This window comes from Streptomyces sp. NPDC048270 (genome assembly GCF_040652335.1).
Lineage (GTDB): Bacteria > Actinomycetota > Actinomycetes > Streptomycetales > Streptomycetaceae > Streptomyces.
The window spans coordinates 1-16,180 of the sequence record NZ_JBEZLV010000072.1 but is presented as its reverse complement, the minus strand read 5'-3'; the positions used below and the strand labels follow the sequence as shown (position 1 = coordinate 16,180).

13 protein-coding genes and 9 pseudogenes are annotated in these 16,180 nt (G+C 64.2%); 14 read left to right on the top strand and 8 right to left on the bottom strand.

What is annotated here, in order from left to right:
* Both AB0D66_RS32880 and AB0D66_RS32875 read left to right on the top strand, forming a co-directional pair.
* Window positions 1–170 (top strand): annotated as a pseudogene (locus AB0D66_RS32880) (IS30 family transposase); the annotation flags it as partial.
* 32 nt (window positions 171–202) lie between these two features.
* Window positions 203–310, top strand: a pseudogene (locus tag AB0D66_RS32875) (integrase); the annotation flags it as partial.
* 109 nt (window positions 311–419) lie between these two features.
* On the opposite strand, the gene AB0D66_RS32870 reads toward AB0D66_RS32875, so the two are convergent.
* The 3 genes from AB0D66_RS32870 to AB0D66_RS32860 all read right to left on the bottom strand — a co-directional run bounded on the left by AB0D66_RS32870 (window position 420) and on the right by AB0D66_RS32860 (window position 2,588).
* Window positions 420–836, bottom strand: coding sequence for a transposase (locus AB0D66_RS32870; RefSeq protein ID WP_362310851.1), 417 nt, complete (start codon window positions 834–836; stop codon window positions 420–422).
* A 35-nt stretch (window positions 837–871) separates the two neighbouring features.
* Window positions 872–1,048 (bottom strand): transposase, encoded by a 177-nt coding sequence (locus tag AB0D66_RS32865; protein WP_362310849.1) that lies wholly within the window; start codon window positions 1,046–1,048, stop codon window positions 872–874.
* 682 nt (window positions 1,049–1,730) lie between these two features.
* Window positions 1,731–2,588 carry a hypothetical protein gene (locus tag AB0D66_RS32860; protein WP_362310848.1) on the bottom strand — a complete coding sequence of 286 codons (858 nt, stop codon included), beginning with the start codon at window positions 2,586–2,588 and terminating at the stop codon, window positions 1,731–1,733.
* A gap of 515 nt (window positions 2,589–3,103) precedes the next feature.
* Between AB0D66_RS32860 and AB0D66_RS32855 the strand changes: the two genes are divergently transcribed.
* Together AB0D66_RS32855 and AB0D66_RS32850 are read left to right on the top strand one after the other, a co-directional pair.
* Window positions 3,104–3,250: a hypothetical protein gene (locus AB0D66_RS32855; RefSeq protein ID WP_362310847.1), complete on the top strand. Its 147-nt coding sequence runs from the start codon at window positions 3,104–3,106 to the stop codon at window positions 3,248–3,250.
* A 126-nt stretch (window positions 3,251–3,376) separates the two neighbouring features.
* Complete coding sequence (locus AB0D66_RS32850; protein ID WP_362310846.1) at window positions 3,377–3,631, top strand: hypothetical protein; 255 nt, start codon at window positions 3,377–3,379, stop codon at window positions 3,629–3,631.
* A 40-nt stretch (window positions 3,632–3,671) separates the two neighbouring features.
* Here AB0D66_RS32850 and AB0D66_RS32845 read toward each other — a convergent pair.
* Window positions 3,672–4,481: pseudogene (locus AB0D66_RS32845) on the bottom strand (IS5 family transposase).
* A 187-nt stretch (window positions 4,482–4,668) separates the two neighbouring features.
* Here AB0D66_RS32845 and AB0D66_RS32840 point away from each other — a divergent pair.
* A complete protein-coding gene (locus AB0D66_RS32840; RefSeq protein WP_362310845.1) occupies window positions 4,669–5,523 on the top strand; it encodes a hypothetical protein in 855 nt (284 codons plus the stop codon).
* Window positions 5,524–6,057: 534 nt separating this feature from the next.
* Here AB0D66_RS32840 and AB0D66_RS32835 read toward each other — a convergent pair.
* The 3 genes and pseudogenes from AB0D66_RS32835 to AB0D66_RS32825 form a co-directional block, all read right to left on the bottom strand.
* Window positions 6,058–7,270: pseudogene (locus AB0D66_RS32835) on the bottom strand (IS3 family transposase).
* A 57-nt stretch (window positions 7,271–7,327) separates the two neighbouring features.
* Window positions 7,328–7,745: pseudogene (locus AB0D66_RS32830) on the bottom strand (IS3 family transposase); the annotation flags it as partial.
* A gap of 61 nt (window positions 7,746–7,806) precedes the next feature.
* Window positions 7,807–8,043, bottom strand: coding sequence for a transposase (locus AB0D66_RS32825; protein ID WP_362310844.1), 237 nt, complete (start codon window positions 8,041–8,043; stop codon window positions 7,807–7,809).
* 412 nt (window positions 8,044–8,455) lie between these two features.
* Here AB0D66_RS32825 and AB0D66_RS32820 point away from each other — a divergent pair, with 412 nt between their 5' ends.
* The 3 genes and pseudogenes from AB0D66_RS32820 to AB0D66_RS32810 all read left to right on the top strand — a co-directional run.
* Entirely contained in the window at window positions 8,456–8,809 is a 354-nt protein-coding gene (locus AB0D66_RS32820) for a hypothetical protein (protein ID WP_362310843.1), read from the top strand.
* Window positions 8,810–9,323: 514 nt separating this feature from the next.
* Entirely contained in the window at window positions 9,324–10,730 is a 1,407-nt protein-coding gene (locus tag AB0D66_RS32815; RefSeq protein ID WP_362310842.1) for an APC family permease, read from the top strand.
* A 234-nt stretch (window positions 10,731–10,964) separates the two neighbouring features.
* A pseudogene (locus tag AB0D66_RS32810) lies at window positions 10,965–11,114 on the top strand (transposase family protein); the annotation flags it as partial.
* Between the two features lie 590 nt (window positions 11,115–11,704).
* Here the strand turns inward: AB0D66_RS32810 and AB0D66_RS32805 are convergent.
* Window positions 11,705–11,908: pseudogene (locus AB0D66_RS32805) on the bottom strand (transposase); the annotation flags it as partial.
* Between the two features lie 39 nt (window positions 11,909–11,947).
* On the opposite strand from AB0D66_RS32805, the gene AB0D66_RS32800 reads away from it, so the two are divergent.
* From AB0D66_RS32800 to AB0D66_RS32775, 6 genes and pseudogenes are all read left to right on the top strand, one after another.
* A complete protein-coding gene (locus AB0D66_RS32800) occupies window positions 11,948–12,970 on the top strand; it encodes a hypothetical protein (protein ID WP_362310852.1) in 1,023 nt (340 codons plus the stop codon).
* 90 nt (window positions 12,971–13,060) lie between these two features.
* Window positions 13,061–14,029: a transposase gene (locus AB0D66_RS32795; protein WP_362310841.1), complete on the top strand. Its 969-nt coding sequence runs from the start codon at window positions 13,061–13,063 to the stop codon at window positions 14,027–14,029.
* Between the two features lie 192 nt (window positions 14,030–14,221).
* A pseudogene (locus tag AB0D66_RS32790) lies at window positions 14,222–14,731 on the top strand (hypothetical protein); the annotation flags it as partial.
* Window positions 14,713–15,048: an Lsr2 family protein gene (locus AB0D66_RS32785; RefSeq protein WP_362310840.1), complete on the top strand. Its 336-nt coding sequence runs from the start codon at window positions 14,713–14,715 to the stop codon at window positions 15,046–15,048. The pseudogene AB0D66_RS32790 and the gene AB0D66_RS32785, both read left to right, overlap by 19 nt.
* 513 nt (window positions 15,049–15,561) lie before the next feature.
* Entirely contained in the window at window positions 15,562–15,903 is a 342-nt protein-coding gene (locus AB0D66_RS32780) for a transposase family protein (RefSeq protein WP_362310850.1), read from the top strand.
* A pseudogene (locus AB0D66_RS32775) lies at window positions 15,900–16,180 on the top strand (hypothetical protein); the annotation flags it as partial. The gene AB0D66_RS32780 and the pseudogene AB0D66_RS32775, both read left to right, overlap by 4 nt.

The window sequence follows — 16,180 nt, the reverse complement described above, 5'->3', positions numbered from 1 at the left end:
ACACGAACGGGCTGCTGCGTCAGTACTTCCCAAAGGGCACTGATCTCTCACGCTGGTCGCCCACAGACCTCGAAGCCGTCGCCATGGCGATCAACAACCGCCCTCGCAAGATCCTCGGCTGGCGGACACCCGCCGAAGTCTTCGAGGAACAACTACGCTCGCTGCAACAGCCCGGTTGCACCGACTGGTTGAACTCGCCCAATGTACGAGCAGGGCCTTCGCTGAAATCTGCAGGTCAGCAGGGGTCCGGCAGAGCATGGGCGCGGTCGGATCCAGCGCGGACAACGCTGCTACGGAAGGCTTTAACGCCGCTTTTAGAGCTCGTAACACGCTCATGATCGGGCCTTGTTGAGGTGTCGCCAGTAGATGAGGCTGCAGGCGAGGGAGACGAGGGCGTCGTGGAGTTCGGTGCGGCGTTCTCAGCGGACGGCGAGGCGTTTGAGCTGGTGGAGCAGGGCGAAGGTCTGCTTGACGACGTAGGGGGGCTTGCCCCTGCCCTTGGTGTTCGGGGCTTCTTTGTGGGAGATGACGGGCAGGATCCGGCGTTTGCGCAGTTCATCGCGGTTGGGGTTGGAGTCGTAGCCGTTGTCCTGGAGCAGGGACTCGGGACGTCGGCGGGGCTGGCCGGGGCGGCTTGCCACCGGTGGGATGCCGTCGATTAGGGCGGGGGTCTGGGTGACGTCGTTGACTTGGCCTCGGTGGTGATGACTTTGAGCGGGGTGCCGTGTCCGTCGCAGATCAGGTGGTGTTTGCTGCCTGTCTTCCTCCGGTCGACCGGCGACGGACCGGTGTCGGCGACCCCCCCTTTTTTTCGCGCGGATGTGGGAGCCATCCACGCACGCCCTCGACCAGTCGAGGCGGCCGGCCGCGTTCAGTTCCGCGAGCAGGATGCGGTGCAACTGGTCGAAGACTCGGCCTGCTGCCACCGCTCCAGGCGCCGCCAACAGATTTGCCCAGAGCCGAAGCCCAGCTCAGCAGGGAGGAGTTGCCAGGCGATGTCGTTGTGCAGGACGTACAAGATGCCCTGCAGGCACAGCCGGTCTGCCACCGGCCGCGGCCCTGGCGACCTCGCCGGCCAGGGCGACAGCAGCGACTCGATGCCCACAAGCCGTCGTCCACGATCCACGGCCGAGTCCTCACACCACCACGAACGGCCGAATCATCACCCCGGTCACGCCCCACCAGGACATCTCAACAAGATCCTGTTACGAGCTCTTAGCGGACGTTAAGTCCGTTTCTGGTTGCGGCCTCGTCCGGGTTGTGTGAGGCCGCAACCAGAAACGGACTTAACGTCCACTCATGACGCACCGGCGCGAGCAGTAGACGGCGTCCGAGCGCCTATTCAGGCCAGCAAGCCAGGCGTCCCGCGCTCGGGACACGTCACCTCACCGACCGTGTCCCGTTTAACTCCACCATCACCCGGCGCCGCGAGCGACGGGCCCGCCATGACCTGGCACGGCAAGCCGTCGAGCAGAACACGGCGTCCAGCTGCGCGACCGGCCTCAACGGTTACCACAACCCCCAAACAGCTGCACTCCGGGCCCGCCCGGAACCCTCGGACACCACTACCGGGTACGGCCCCGAAGACCTTGAAATCAGGAATATGGATCAGGCGCTGAACGCGGGTGGATTGCCGACCGCCACTTCGCAACTACGTTGCCCTTCTCGGCCTGGCCGCGGCACTCTGTTGCGCCGAACTTCCTCAAATTCACCATGCAGGACACGGTCTATCAAACGAAGTAAACCGTCTTGCGAGAGAACCGTCGAACAGAAATCCTCACGTACTCTTGCAGCTCTGGCGGAACCGAATCGAATTTAAGCTTACCGGCAGAGAAGTTGCTACCCTTAACAATCCGAACCCTTCCTCGATGTGTTCGCCCACCCTGCCCGGCGACATAAGTTTGATGCAGCAAATCATGACCACCGCCGATGAGGAGCCCAAATTCACATATGACATACTCAGGCGTGGCGCCATTACGGGCATTTTTTATGTTTGTGTGATTTTTTTCTGCCATGCGTTCTGCATCGCGCATATCGGGAATCCAGTCTGGATGTTCACCTAGAAGCACGTTGCGAGATACTTCATTGGTTCGCGCAGCGGTCACCTCGGGATCGCCGCCACGAAAAGTAGTGCAGGCCAACCAGTGCAGATCGCCCGATAGTTGGCCGAGTATTCCGTCACAGGTGTGCTTCATACCCCTCTGGATGTCCGCAGGGCGGGTGGGGCAACTGTCAGGGCTTCCGGTGCACATGTATATTTCTTCTGGTACTCCATTGAAGCCTGGGCGAATTATCTCACGCCCTCCGAATTGTGGGTTATTTTGAAATTCCTGCCCCCACAGCTCTCGAGCAGCCACGAGGCGGAGGTTGTAGGTGACATGCCTGCTGTCGAGGGGTTCAATTTGAGGTGTGAAGGTGTGAAAGACATCGAGTTGATGGTTATTGTAGTCCAACGCTTGACCTGAATCGGACCAGAATTGAATAGTAGTCCCTTCCGGGATTGCCACTATGTTCATATCGGGGGCGCCCGGTTCGGGGATATGGATGGGAATATCCCCGTGCCCCACCAATACATGCCTTGAAATCATTTTTATAGCCCCTCTTTAGATTGTGTGGACTGTTTATAGCAACTGTGCGATAATGCCTCCATATCCGTTCGGTCAATCTTCAGGGCAATTGCTGAGGCTTTTCCAGCCTGCCATCCGTGCTGCCCGGCTCCCTATAGCCAGTGAGGTACGCTCAGTTGGCACGGACTCTGACCACTACTTTCACGGCTGGCCGACGTCTCAGCAGACCATCCGCGGGCCAACGCGCCGACGCGCACAGCAGGTTGGAAAAGACTCAGTGGCTCACCTGAACAAGCTCACTGGAACAAGCCCCGCTCTGCGGCCAGGTCGCCCATCTCGCGTATAAAAATCATCCCGTCTGTCTGCCCAGCCGCGCATCCACCGGCCAGGACCCGTAGTTTAGGCTGAGACGTCCTGCGACGTATGGGAAATGGAGAAGCGACGAGTGATTAGCAAAGAACTACATTATCGAGCAGATCGTCGAGTGGAAGCGACAGGGCCTATTCCGCTATCGGGACGTCCATGAAGTGCTGCAGGTGCTCAACGAGGCTCTGGCTAAGGACGGGGTCCACTTCCTCGACTCCTGGACCGGCGATACCCAGCCCTTGACCTGGGCCCTGACCCATGACGACGTGGAAGCTCTCGGCGAGCTCCTACCGCCCCTCGCCCAGTACCTGGTCTAGGTCGACCACCTGTACAGCCGCATCGAGGAATTCGCTACGGAAGGCCGTGACAAGGTCCGTTGCCTGAAGTCGGGCGGTGCGGGGCATGTCGCCTTCCGCATCATCGAATTCCCCGGGGGGACCAGCATGCCGTCGCTCGCCTGCTTCGGCGATGCGATCCGCCTCGCTGAGCACGTCGAGCGGGTGCTTCACCTGCCGGTCCACTACGGCTACGTCTCCAAGCCCCGTGACGGAAGCCTCGCCTCACGTCTGAAGCGAATGGACCTGAACGACTACGGGTCCCTCGCCATCTACAGCAAAAGCTCCAACCCCGAGCTCGTGCACAGCGTGATTCAGCAGATTCACCCCCTCAAGCACATCGACATATTCACCATGACGTAGCCAAGACACGAAACGATCTGTCATAGAGCTCGTAACACGATCATGATTCGGGTTTGTTGAGGTGTCGCCAGTAGATGAGGCTGCAGGCGAGGAGACGAGGGCGTCGTGGAGTTCGGTGCGGCGTTCTCAGCGGACGGCGAGTCGTTTGAGCTGGTGGAGCAGGGCGAAGGTCTGCTTGACGACGTAGGGGGGCTTGCCCCTGCCCTTGGTGTTCGGGGCTTCTTTGTGGGAGATGACGGGCAGGATCCGGCGTTTGCGCAGTTCATCGCGGTTGGGGTTGGAGTCGTAGCCGTTGTCCTGGAGCAGGGACTCGGGACGTCGGCGGGGCCGGCCGGGGCCGCCCGCAACCGGCGGGATGCCGTCGATTAGGGCGGGGGTCTGGGTGACGTCGTTGACGTTCGCCTCGGTGGTGATGACCTTGAGCGGGGTGCCGCGCCCGTCGCAGATCAGGGGGTGTTTGCTGCCTGTCTTCCTCCGGTCGACCGGCGACGGACCGGTGTCGGCGCCCCCCTTTTTTTGCGCGGATGCGGGAGCCATCCACGCACGCCCTCGACCAGTCGAGGCGGCCGGCCGCGTGCAGCTCGGCGAGCAGGATGCGGTGCAACTGGTCGAAGACTCCGGCCTGCTGCCAACGCTCCAAGCGCCGCCAACAGATTTGCCCAGAGCCGAAGCCCAGCTCAGCAGGCAGGAGTTGCCAGGCGATGTCGTTGTGCAGGACGTACAAAATGCCCTGCAGACACAACCGGTCAGCCACCGGCCGCGGCCCTGGCGACCTCGCCGGCCAGGGCGACAGCAGCGACTCGATCAGTGCCCACAAGCCGTCGTCCACGATCCACGGCCGAGTCCTCACACCACCACGAACGGCCGAATCATCACACCGGTCACGCCCCACCAGGACATCTCAACAAGATCCTGTAACGAGCTCTAAGCCGGGTTGCCTCGGAGTCTACCCTTACTGCTGCCTTTTCGGAAATTAATTTTCTCCCAGGGTCGGGCATGATGGAGAATAAACCAGTTTTGGGGATTCAGAGGAAACGATGTTGACTTTCGAGCAACAGCAGGTGGCCGCAGATGCGAAGGAGGAGCTGGAGCGTCTCCTGATGCATAATTGTGAAAGTTTCCGCGACTGCCTGAACCCATCGCAAGTCTGTGTCGAGATCGTCCGGATAATGGGGGAATCGGCGTACTGGCGTCAGCCTGATGCCGTAAATTTTGCTAACTGGATTCTGGCGTCTGAAGAGTATTTCTATCCCGAAACGTTCATTAAATTCATCTTCTACTGCCGGGGGGATCTTAAAGGGCGTGAGTCCCTGGAGTTCCCGAACAGGATTGATCAGCTCTGCACTTCTCTGGCAAATTCGTATGCGGAGAATTATCTCTTCCCAGCCGTTCGCGAACATGTTACTGCGGCTGGGGGGCGGAGTGTCTCCTGGGGGGATGCTTCGGTCGCCTGGGGGTATGCTTCGATCGCCGATGGGCCGATCGAGTACAAGGAGGGGCTGACTGATCGAGTTCCTGTCAGTCTCCGGGATTGGAACAAGAGTGCGTTGCACTCTATACCTCAGGGCGAGTTTCGGCCCTTCCGTCTGTACGTGAAGCCGTCGTTCAACCTCGGGAAGAGGCGCTGCCTTCTTGTGGTCAATTACGATGAAGCGGGGGCGCCGACTCCTGAATCGGTCGACTACGACGACATGCACAAGTACTGGGTGGCTTGCATGGGTGTTCTCACTGTTTTCCACGGTGATGTCAAGTCGCGAATAAGGAATCGGAATCTGCGTTCTTCAGGGCGGGTTGCTGTCACATTCAATAAGGGGTCTGATGTTCAGGCAGTAAATGAGGTGGTCGTAGAGCTCGGAAAGCTGACCACGAAAAAAATTGATTACACCGTTTGAGGTTTTCAGGGACTCAAGAAGCACGTGGGTATGTGACCGTCGGCCATGCGATAGTCAGCCTGCAGGACGGTTTTTCTTCGTTCAGTGACCAGTGCGCAGGCCCTTCCGGGCCAGGCGCCGGGTCATGAGGGAGATCTCCATCCGCTTACCAAACTGGGATAGCAACTAAAGGCTGAATCCCTGAACCCATCCCTGTACTCCAGAAGTTCTGCTCGGACACCACGTTTGGGCCGCGCCCCACGGTTGTTTTAGCCCTGGCAACGCAACCGGTCGCGTGTTGGCAGATCCGCCGTCTCGGTACTGGCCGCCCTCATTATCGCGGGTGTTGCGGCCTCGCTCCTATGACGGGCCATTGATGTAGTGCCTGGGCTGGTTCATTGACCTGGGTGTGTTCAGGTTGGTTGGCTGGTCTGTGGGTGTGGGGCCTTCCCCCATGAAGGTTGGCACGCGGTTATTGGTCACGCGGCGAGTGTGAGTTTAGCGGCGTGGTGTCGGCGTTCGTATCGGGCCTTGACTCCGAAACCTGAACACGGGTTATGCGGCTGATGCCAGCGTAGTTGGTGGTGCTTCGAGTGCGGCTTCGTAGGTGATAGGGCTGCGGTGTCCGAGGTGGGAGTACCGGCGTCGGGTGTTGTAGCGGTTGAGCCATCGGAAGGCATCGAGTCGGGCCTGGCGCTCGTTGGGCCAGCTCTTTCGGCCTTGGAGCGTTTCGCGCTTGCAGGTCGCGTTGAAGGACTCCGCGAGAGCGTTGTCCGCGCTGGACCCGACCGCGCTCATGCTCCGTCTCACCCCTGCTGATCTGCAGGCTTCGGCGAATGCCCTGCTCGTGTACTGGGCTCCGTGGTCGGTGTGCATGATCGATCCAGCGAGGCTGCCACGGGTCCGGACCGCTGCCGCCAGGGCGTCGGTGACGAGGTCCGCGCGCATGTGGTCGACAATCGCCCATCCGGCCAGGCGGCGTGAGGCGAGGTCGATCACGGTCGCGAGATAGCAGAACCTCCCGCCGTCGATGGGCAGGTAGGTGATGTCGCCGACGTACTTTGTGTTCGGGCGTTCGGCGGTGAAGTCGCGGCCGATCAGGTCCGGTGCCTTGGCCGCGGCCGCGGCCGGGTCGGGGACGGTGGTGCGGTGCCGGCGGCGCAGGCGGAGCCCCTGGGATTCCGGACGCCCGCATGATCCTGGCGACACGCTTGTGGTTGACAGACTCACCGCTGCTCTTACGGAGCTCGGCGGTGATCCGCGGGGCCCCGTAGGTGCCGTCCGATTCCCGGTGCACGGCACGTATCCGGTCGGCGAGGCGGGCGTCGGCCGCGTGCCGGCCTGCCCGGTCCGCAGCAGTGCGGCGCCAGTAGTAGAAGCTGGAACGGGCGAGGCCCAGGATGTCGCACAGCCGCTTCACGCCGTGACGGTGCTGGTGGTCGGCGACGAACTGGAAGCGGTTCACCAGCGCGTCTCCCCGGCGAAATACTTCGCCGCTTTCCGAAGGATCTCGCGTTCTTCCTCCAGCTCCCGGATCTTCTTCCGCAGCGCGGCGTTCTCCACCTCCAGCGGCGCGGCCGCCTCGACCGGCCCCTCGGCACGCCGTCCCCGCGGCCGACTCGCCCCGGCCGCCCGTACCCAGTTCCGCAGAATCTCCGGATTGACCCCCAGATCGGCGGCGACCGAGCTGATCGTCGCTCCCGACCGCGACTCGTACAGCGCGACCGCGTCAGCCGTGAACTCCGGCGGAGTAGTGCTTCATGACCACGAGATGTCCGTTCTCAGATCCTCAGGATCCAGTGTCTCGTGTGTTCAGGATCCGGGGTCAAGGCCCTTCGTCGGGGCTGAGGTAGCCGTTGGCGGAGTGTCGGCGGCGGGTGTTGTAGCGGGTCAGCCAGGCAAAGACCGTCTTTCTGCAGGTGATGGCGTCGCCTTAGTCGTGGGCGCCTTGGAAGGTTTCGCGTTTCAGGGAGGCGTGGAAGCTTTCGCAGGCGGCGTTGTCGGCGCTGGTGCCGACCGCGCCCATCGACTGGGTGACTTTGAAGCTGGTCGCAGAGGCTGGCGTAGGCCCTTGATCCGTATTGGGCTCCGTGATCGGAGTGGAACACCGCCCCGTCCAGCGAGCCGCGGGTGCCGGCGGCCATCAGCAGAGCGTCGGCGACCAGAGTGGTGCACATGTGGTCGGCGATGGACCAGCCGACGATCTTGCGGCTGAAGCAGTCCAGCACTGTTGCGAGATAGAGGAAGGGTCTGATGCAGGTTTGGGTGACAGGTTGAGTCACGCGGTTTGGAGGGCCGGTGTGGTCATGACGGTTGCACGCTGTGGTGGTATCCGGGGTCGTCGAGCTCCATGGCCATGGCGTACTTGAAGTCGATGCGGCAGCGGACCGCCTCGGCGGCCTGCCGGTCCGAAAGCCCGAGCAGGAACTGCAGCACACAGACCGTGGCGAGCTGGGCAGGCGAGAGGCCCGGGCGCCCGTCTCGGGGGTACCAGTCGGCGAAGTCCTCGTCGTGCCACAGCCCGTCCAGCCGGTCTCTCACCCACATCGCCGTGGTGCCACCCGGGTTGCTCGCCCGCGCGATCTGTGTGGTCAGAGAGGGGACTTGCTCACCGGAACGGGGGCGGAGCGACAACGGGCACCGCGACGATTCCATCGGTCACTGGAACAGCCCGAGCATGCCCGTTGATCACGCTGCCGAACCGAGGAACTCCAAGACCCCCGACAGAGTCAAGCTAAAGCCCCTCAAAAAGCAGACTTACGCGAAGTAGTACATGCCCCATCAGGCAGAGAAACGGCACGTTCGATGCAACCTTGCTGGTTATCGCGGGTGTGGGGCGGGTCACCAGGCTGGGGAGTTGAGTCCGGGGGCGCCACCGCGGATGCTTCCGGCGAGGCGCGGGCCGCTGGCACACCCGTCTCGGCCGGCTGCCCTCTCCCCATTGGAAGGACCCATGGGCTCCCTGATCGAACTCGCCCTGAAGACCGCGACCGCATCACAGTGCCGGCACCGCATGGGTGCCGTGATCGCCGCAGGCCCCCGCGTTCTCGCGGCCAGGAGCAACCGGCGCCGCAATGCACCGTTCGTCGACTTTCGGCATGCCACCTTCCACGCCGAGGAGGCCGCTGTCCGGCGGGTACGCAATCCAGCGGGCACCGTCGTATACGTGGCGCGCATCAATGCCGTAGGGCAGGCCGCAATGGCCCGTCCTTGCTCCCGCTGCCAGCGCATGCTGTCGGGAGTCGGCGTGATCGGCGCCTACTACACGACCTGGGACGGGTCTGTGGCCTACATGGACATGGCGTGAACAGAGCCGCTGCTGATCGGCGCGGGTCTAAGTTCACTACTCCGCCCTCCGGAAGCTTTCCCTTCACTACCCACCGACGGTCCGCGTCGCGGATCATCCCGTGCTGGCGGCCGACTCACGCAAAGAGCAGGCGATGGCCCAACACCCTCTCTCGGCAGCAGGGCTCAGTTGTCCGATCCCGTCCTACCCGGGCCCACGTCAGCACCACAGCCGCGGCCTCCCGAGTGCCGCGAGCCGAGCGGGCACCCGGAGCGGCAGAGCGGCGGGAAATTCAGGAGGGTCGCAGTGCGGATTTCGCAAATCCACTGGCTCAGCGTCCACACGCCCAAAAACGCTGCAACCGCTCGAACTCACCCTGATTGCGACGGAATCCGCACATGAAGGGCCCTTGACCTACGGATCTCGCGGATATTGCATGACCATCCGGAAGTAACCGAACAGCCTGTTCACCACCGCCCCGGAGGCGATTCCGCTCCCGAGCTCAATCACGCATCTGCCGATCGGAACCGCACCGATGACTGACACGATCAGCGCACCCCAGGGCATCTCGCCCGCCACGGGGTCCGCCCCCCAGAAACTCAAACGTTCCATCGGAGTCGTCGGCGGAACCTTGCTCACCCTCTCGTGTGTTACACCCGCCTCGACGCTCTTTGTCGTCGTCCCCGATCTCTTCGCCGATCTCGGCACCTGGGCAGCCCTCACCATCGCCATCGGCTCGCTGCTCTGCGTCGGAGTCGCGTTCTGCTACTCGGAGCTGGGTACCCTCATCCCCAGTGCCGGCGGCGAGTACGCGATGGTCTCCACCATGGCGGGCCGGCTCGCCGGTTGGCTCGTGTTCGTACTCTCCCTACTCGTCGTAATGATCGTGCCACCCGTCATCGCCATGGGAACCGCCGACTACCTCGCCCCGGTAGTGCACATACCGGCGCCAATAGCCGGCGCCGGCGTGATGCTGCTCGCCACACTCGCCGGCCTGCTCGACCTCCGGGCCAACGCCTGGATCACCGGTATTTTCCTGGTCCTCGAAGTAATCGCCGCCGCGCTCGTAGCCATACTCGGCTTCGCACACACCGAACGGGGCGCCGACGCCCTCGTGCACGGAGCGGTGACCACCGCGACCGGGGGCACCTCGCCCGTCACCGCGATGATGGTGGTCTCCGGTCTCGCCATCGCCCTGTTCATCACCCAGGGCTTCTCCACCGCCGTCTACCTATCGGAGGAGTTGGAGAACCCACGCCGCAACGTCCCGCGCACCGTACTCGCCACCCTCGCCATCTCCACCGCCGTCATCCTGGTCCCAGTCATCGCCATCACCATGGGCGCCCCCGACCTCGACGCGCTAGCTTCCGGCGACATCAACGGAATGGTCACCGCCTGGTCCAACTCCGCCGTCGGCACCTTCGTCAGCCTTTGCGTGGCCCTCGCCATCGTCAACGCGGGCATCGTAATGGTCATCCAGAACTCCCGCGTACTGTTCGCCTCAGCCCGAGACAAGGCCTGGCCGGAACCGGTCAACCACGCCCTGTCACGGCTCGGCCGGATCGGGTCCCCGTGGGTGGCCACCCTGCTCGTCGGCGTTCCGGGTGCGGCGATGTGCTTCGTCAACCTCGACACCCTGTACGGGGTCACGGGCGTTTCGGTGACCGGCATGTACCTGCTGGTCGCGGTGGCCGCGCTCTACTGCCGGCGCGGGGCGCACCGCGACACGGCGGCATGGCGGATGCCGCTGTGGCCAGTCGTCCCGGTAATCCTGATCTGTGTGTTCGTGTACGTACTGATCCAGCAGGAGGCGCAGTACCTGCTGTGGACGGGTGGGATCACCACTGTGGCGACCCTGTACTGGGCCCTCTACCTGCGGCCGCGCCAGGACAGCCGCTGGCTGGTCAGCATTCCCGACGACGGTGAGAAGCCCGCAGCCTGACCTCGCCGATGCGGGCGCGCAGGGTCTGGGCCCGGCCTGCGGCCAGCAACGCCTCGGCCTGATTCTCGGCAGTACACCGGCACCACGGCCAAGGGCACCAACTGCCATGTGGGTGTGTTGCTGCACCTGGTGTCCGACGATGCGTCAACTGGCGGCTGCTTCCCCCCGAGGTCTGGGATCCCACCTCGCCGAAGGAGGACCCAGACAAGGTCGCCCGCCGTGCTGACTGCCGGATCCCTCCTCGCGCTGGCGCATCTGCGGAAGAACGAGACGTTCCCGCAGCTTGCGACCGGTTCTGGTATCTCGATCACGACGGCTTGGCGGTACGTCGATGAAACGCCGGATGTCCTGGCAGCGTGGGCCCTGGGCCTGCACGAGGCCCTAGTTGCTCTGGCTGCCCAACTCCACCCGCCGTTCCGAAGAACCAGATACGGAGCCCTGCCCGGAAGGCACCGGCCAGGAGGCAGAGCTCCACACTCACCCGGACCAGCCGACACAAGGAGGAAACCACTTCGAACGGAAGAACACTGACAGCCCACCTCGGCGAGCTCTCAGGCCTACGCACCTGCCACCTCGAAAACTCCAGCGCAGTAACTCGGGCGTCTCGGCCTCGGCTCCCGCCACAAGCCGGGCTCGGTGGAGAACTGCCAATGGCCGCCCTGGCGTGGTGGTCACGGCCTCCTGCCGGCCCGTACACACCTGGTCTCGTACGCGTCGGGGCTCCACGCCGTCCTGGCGGTTGCCGCGACGTCGAGGCCGCCTTGGGAGCGGTGAGTTTTTGCACCTACCCGGCGCGGCGCGACCGTCCGGGGGTTGACTTTCCCCGAACAGGTCCTGGCCACCGTGCTCCCACCTGCGAGCCGCCCTGGCCGCGGAACCCCTCGCCGTCCTGTTCGACACCAGCCGCACCGCCATGCACCGCACCCTCCTCAAGAACCGGCGATTGCTCGAGAAGCACGGCATCACCATCCCACTGACCAGTCGAGGCGGCGGGCCGCGGTCAGTTCGGCGAGCAGGATCCGGTGCAGCTGGTCGAAGACCCCGGCCTGCTGCCAACGCTCCAGTCTGCGCCAGCAGGTCTGCCCTGAGCCGAATCCCAGCTCAGGCGGCAGAAATTGCCAGGCGATGCCGTTGCAGAGCACGTACAAGATGCCTTGCAGGCACAGGCGGTCTGCTACCGGCCGCAGCCCTGGTGACCTCTCCGGCCAGGGCGGCAGGTGTTCGCGTATGCCGCCCTCACGGGCGGTGGTTCCGGCTGCCTCCTCGATGTGCAGACGGGCGGCGGTTTGGTGCGGGTGTGGCGTGCGGCGGTGCCCGGGTTCGTGGGCGAAGCTGGGCCGGTCTACGTCTTCAGGGAGAAAGAGGAGCGGGTAGTGGCAACGATGACAGTCGGCTACGAGGCCAGCATGACGGTTCGGTCCTATACCCCGCAGGACCGGGAGCGGGTGCTGGAGCTGATCGCGGGCGACCGGCTGCCCGGCCGGCCTGCGGTGACGGCACCCATGCTTGGCCGTGCCCTTGAGGAAGGCTGTCTGGGTGATCCAGCGGTCGGCGCTCTGGGGGAGCTGTACACGAACGTGGCCGTTGACGGCGCAGGTGAGGTCGTGGGGGTTTCCTGCTGGGCGGTCCGTGAGGAGGATGGTGAGGGCCTGCTGCTGTGGATGCACGGTGTGGAGGACGACCAAAGGATCGCCGGGGTGCTGGTGGAGCACATCCTGGAACAGGCGGGGCGGCGAACGGTGCACGCGTTCAAGGTGCCCACCGCGATCGGCTTCGCGGGCCTGCCGGTACGAAACCGCCGCGGCAGCGCGGCGGCGCTGGAAGCCGCAGGGTTCTCCCGCCAGGACAGCTGGAGCTACTTCCACCACCGCCTCGACACGCTCCGGCCCAGGCCGTACGCGGTCATCGACATCACCGAGTGTGCTGACCCGTACGGCTGGTACGTACGTCTGCGGGAGAAGAACGGTACCCCGCTCGGCAAGACAGTGATCAGTCGGCCCGTCGAGGGGACCGCGGTCCTGGAATGGATCACCCTCACGCCCGGGCTCGGCGGGACCGGACACGTCCTCCTCGAACGATGCCTGTCCCACCTCGCCGACCGCGATGTCCGCGAACTCGTCGTCCTCCTCGACACCTCCGCCGACGATCCCGAGCACAGTGGGGGCCCGGCCAGGGGCTTGCACCAGCGGGCCGGCTTCCACGAGATCGACCACCTGTACACCTACACCCGCCGCCCCTGACCTGCCGCGACCGTCACTTCGGAGGCCGGAGCCGCGACAAGGCACTAGCTTGACTCTGTCGGGGATCTTGGAGTTCTCCGGTGTGGCAGCATGATCAACGGTCATGCTTGGGCTGTTCCATCAGCCCGAGCAGTCGTCGAGGTGCCCGTTGCCCCTCCGCCCCGTTCCGGTGAGCAAGTCCCGTTTCTGACCGCGCAGATCGCTCGGACGAGCAACCCGGGCGGCACCACGGCGATGTGGGTGAGAGACCGCCTGGACGGACTGTGGCGTGACGAGGACTTCGCCGACTGGTACCCGCGTGACGGTCGACCGGGTCTCTCGCCCGCTCAGCTGGCCACTGTCTGTGTGCTGCAGTTCGTGCTCGGCCTGTCGGACCGGCAGGCAGCCGAGGCGGTCCGCTGCCGCATCGACTTCAAGTACGCCATGGCCATGGAGCTGGACGACCCCGGCTTCCACCACAGCGTGCTGGCCGACTTCCGCAATCGTCTCGCCGAAGGAGACCGTGCTGACCGGCTCCTCGACCTCGCGCTCGCCCGCCTCAAGGAGGCCGGCCTGGTCCACGAGTGCACCACCCAGCGCACTGATTCCACGCATGTCCTGGCCGCGGTGCGTGACCTGACCCGCCTGGAACTGATCACCGAGGCGGTCCGCGCCGCACTGGAAGAGTCGCCGGCATCTCCCCTCATCTGCTGGACGAGCTGGTCGATGAGGACTGGGGGCGCCGCTACGGCCGTCCGGTCCGCCTGGGCAAGAACCCCACCAGGCCCAAGACCCGGATCCTCGCCACCGGCGAGGACACTGTCCGGCTCCTGGAACACCTCTATCGGCACGGAGCGGACCGCTTGTCCGGTCCTCGTCTTCAGGCCCTGCGCCAGATCATGGTGCAGAACTACGACCATGACGCTGCTGGGCACCTGCGCTGGCGCAGCGCCGAGAAGGAAGGCGGACCAGGGCTACCACCACCCTCTTCCCGGTCCATCGTTTCCCCCTACGACCCCTCGGCCCGCACGCACGCCACGGGCACATCATCAGCTGGAAGGGGTTCTCCCGCCCATCTGACCGAGACCTGCGCTCCCGACGGCCCCAACGTGATCACGGACGTGGTCACCACCGCGGCCACCCCCCACGACAGCCAGGTCCTGCCCGGCATCCATACCCGCCTGGCCCGCCGCGGGCTGCTGCCCGCCGAGCACCTGGTCGACGCCGGCTACACCTCCCTGCCCCACCTGGAACTGCAGCAGACCCGGGTTCACTGCCGCCGACCTGCCGCGGGAGGAGGGATTCAGTCTGCAGGCCGATGTCGCGTCGAGGGCGCTCAACATCCCGACCAGGATGCCCAGTTCGCTACATCAACGACCGGGCCAGGGAATATTCGAGCGTCAGTGATCCGGTGATCAGCGTGGATACCAAGAAGAAGCTGCTCGGCCAGTACAAGAACGGGGGCCGCGAGTGGGAGCCGAAGGGAGCTCCGGCCCAGTAAGACCCATGACTTCCTGGACCGGCAGGGGACCGGGCAAGGCGATCTCGTACGGGATCTACGACGTCGCCACGAACACCGGATGGGTCAGCGTCGGCACCGACCACAAGGAAGGCATCTGCATCACGGAATTCCAGGCGCACCTGAAGAATCCCGTTCTATGCCACGTGGCCATTCATACGCGCCCAAAATCACCTCGCGAACGCTCGCACGCAGTTCGTCCAGTAGTGTTTCACAAGTCCTTGAGTTGCCATACAATCCCTCCATGGCTCAGAAAATCGTAACCATCTACACTGACGACCTGACGGGCGAAGAAACCCAGGAAGCTGCGACCCATATCCTAGTCCTCGACGGGATTGAATACGAGATCGACCTCGCTCCGGACAGCTACGACAGGCTACTGGAAGCAGTTGCCCCTTTCACTTCTGTGGGTCGCAGGGCAGGTCGGGTAAACCGAGTGAAGGCAACCGCTTCCGACGCTTCGAGGACGAGCGGGGACACGGCCGAGATCAGGGCCTGGGCGAAGGCAAATGGCCTACAGGTAAACGACCGCGGCCGAGTCCCCAAGGACGTCCGGGACGCCTACAACGCTGCCGAGTAGCACGACTGGGCCATGCTCGCATCCAACGGTCGTGACCCCTCCGAGCATAAAGGCTCGTAATACGATCATGAGTGAGGGTTGTTGAGGTGCCGCCAGCAGATGAGGCTGCAGGCGAGGGAGGCGAGCGCGTCGTGGAGTTCGGTGCGGGCGTTCCCATCGGGTGAACTGGTGGAGCAGGGCGAAGGTCTGCTCGACGATGTAGCGGAGTTTGCCCACGCCCTTGATGTTGGGAGCTCCTTTGCGGGAGATGACGGGCAGGATCCGGCGTTTGCGCAGCCCATCGCGGTTGGGGTTGGGGTCGTACGAGTTCGTGCAGGTTGGCGGTGCTACGCCGGGGCTTGATCCCTGATCATGTTGGTGTGGTGGGGAACGGGGCTCGCGAAGCGATCATCAGCGACCGGAAGATCACAGGGCTCTCGGCCGAAGTGATTGCCGAACTCGTCGCACAGGTAGGCCCGTTATGGCACAAACGACACCAGGCGGGACTGGAGCCCAGGCCACGCCAGCGGGCCGCTGGGTGCAAAGCATCGGCTGGTCTTCATCGACCGGCTCCTGGCCACCCTCGTCCACTTTCGCCACGGCGCCACTCACGACGTTCCGGCCTGCTGGTTCGGCGTTGACCGCTCCACGATCACCCGGGCGAACGGCGAGGTGCGGCCCTTGCTCGCAGCCCAGGGCTGCACCATCGCATCCGGCATCCGGCATCCGGCTCCGCACCCTCGCCGAGGTCATCGACCACCTCGGCGCGAGCGGGAAAACCGGGATCATCGACGGCACCGAGATCCGGCTCCGCAGGCCCGCCGCAGGCCGCAAGGAGCGGGAGAGTTCATCTCCGGCAAGAACAAGCAGCCATGAAGGCCATGGTCGTCACCGACGCCAGCGGTAGGCTCCTGTTCTGCAGTCCAGCCCAGCCGGCCAGCTCTGCCGACATTACCTACGCCCGACAGTTGAGGTTTTCGGGTTGTCGTCGGGTGGTGCGGTTCATGATCCCTGCGGTATGCCGTTGGTATGCGTTATCCGGAGGGTGGGCCCTGATTGCTGAGCGTCGGGCGTTTCGTGAGGGAATCCGGCTTCAGGCCGGCGTGCGGTTCGCGGCGGGTGAGAAGACCGCGGTCATCGCGAAGGACCTGCG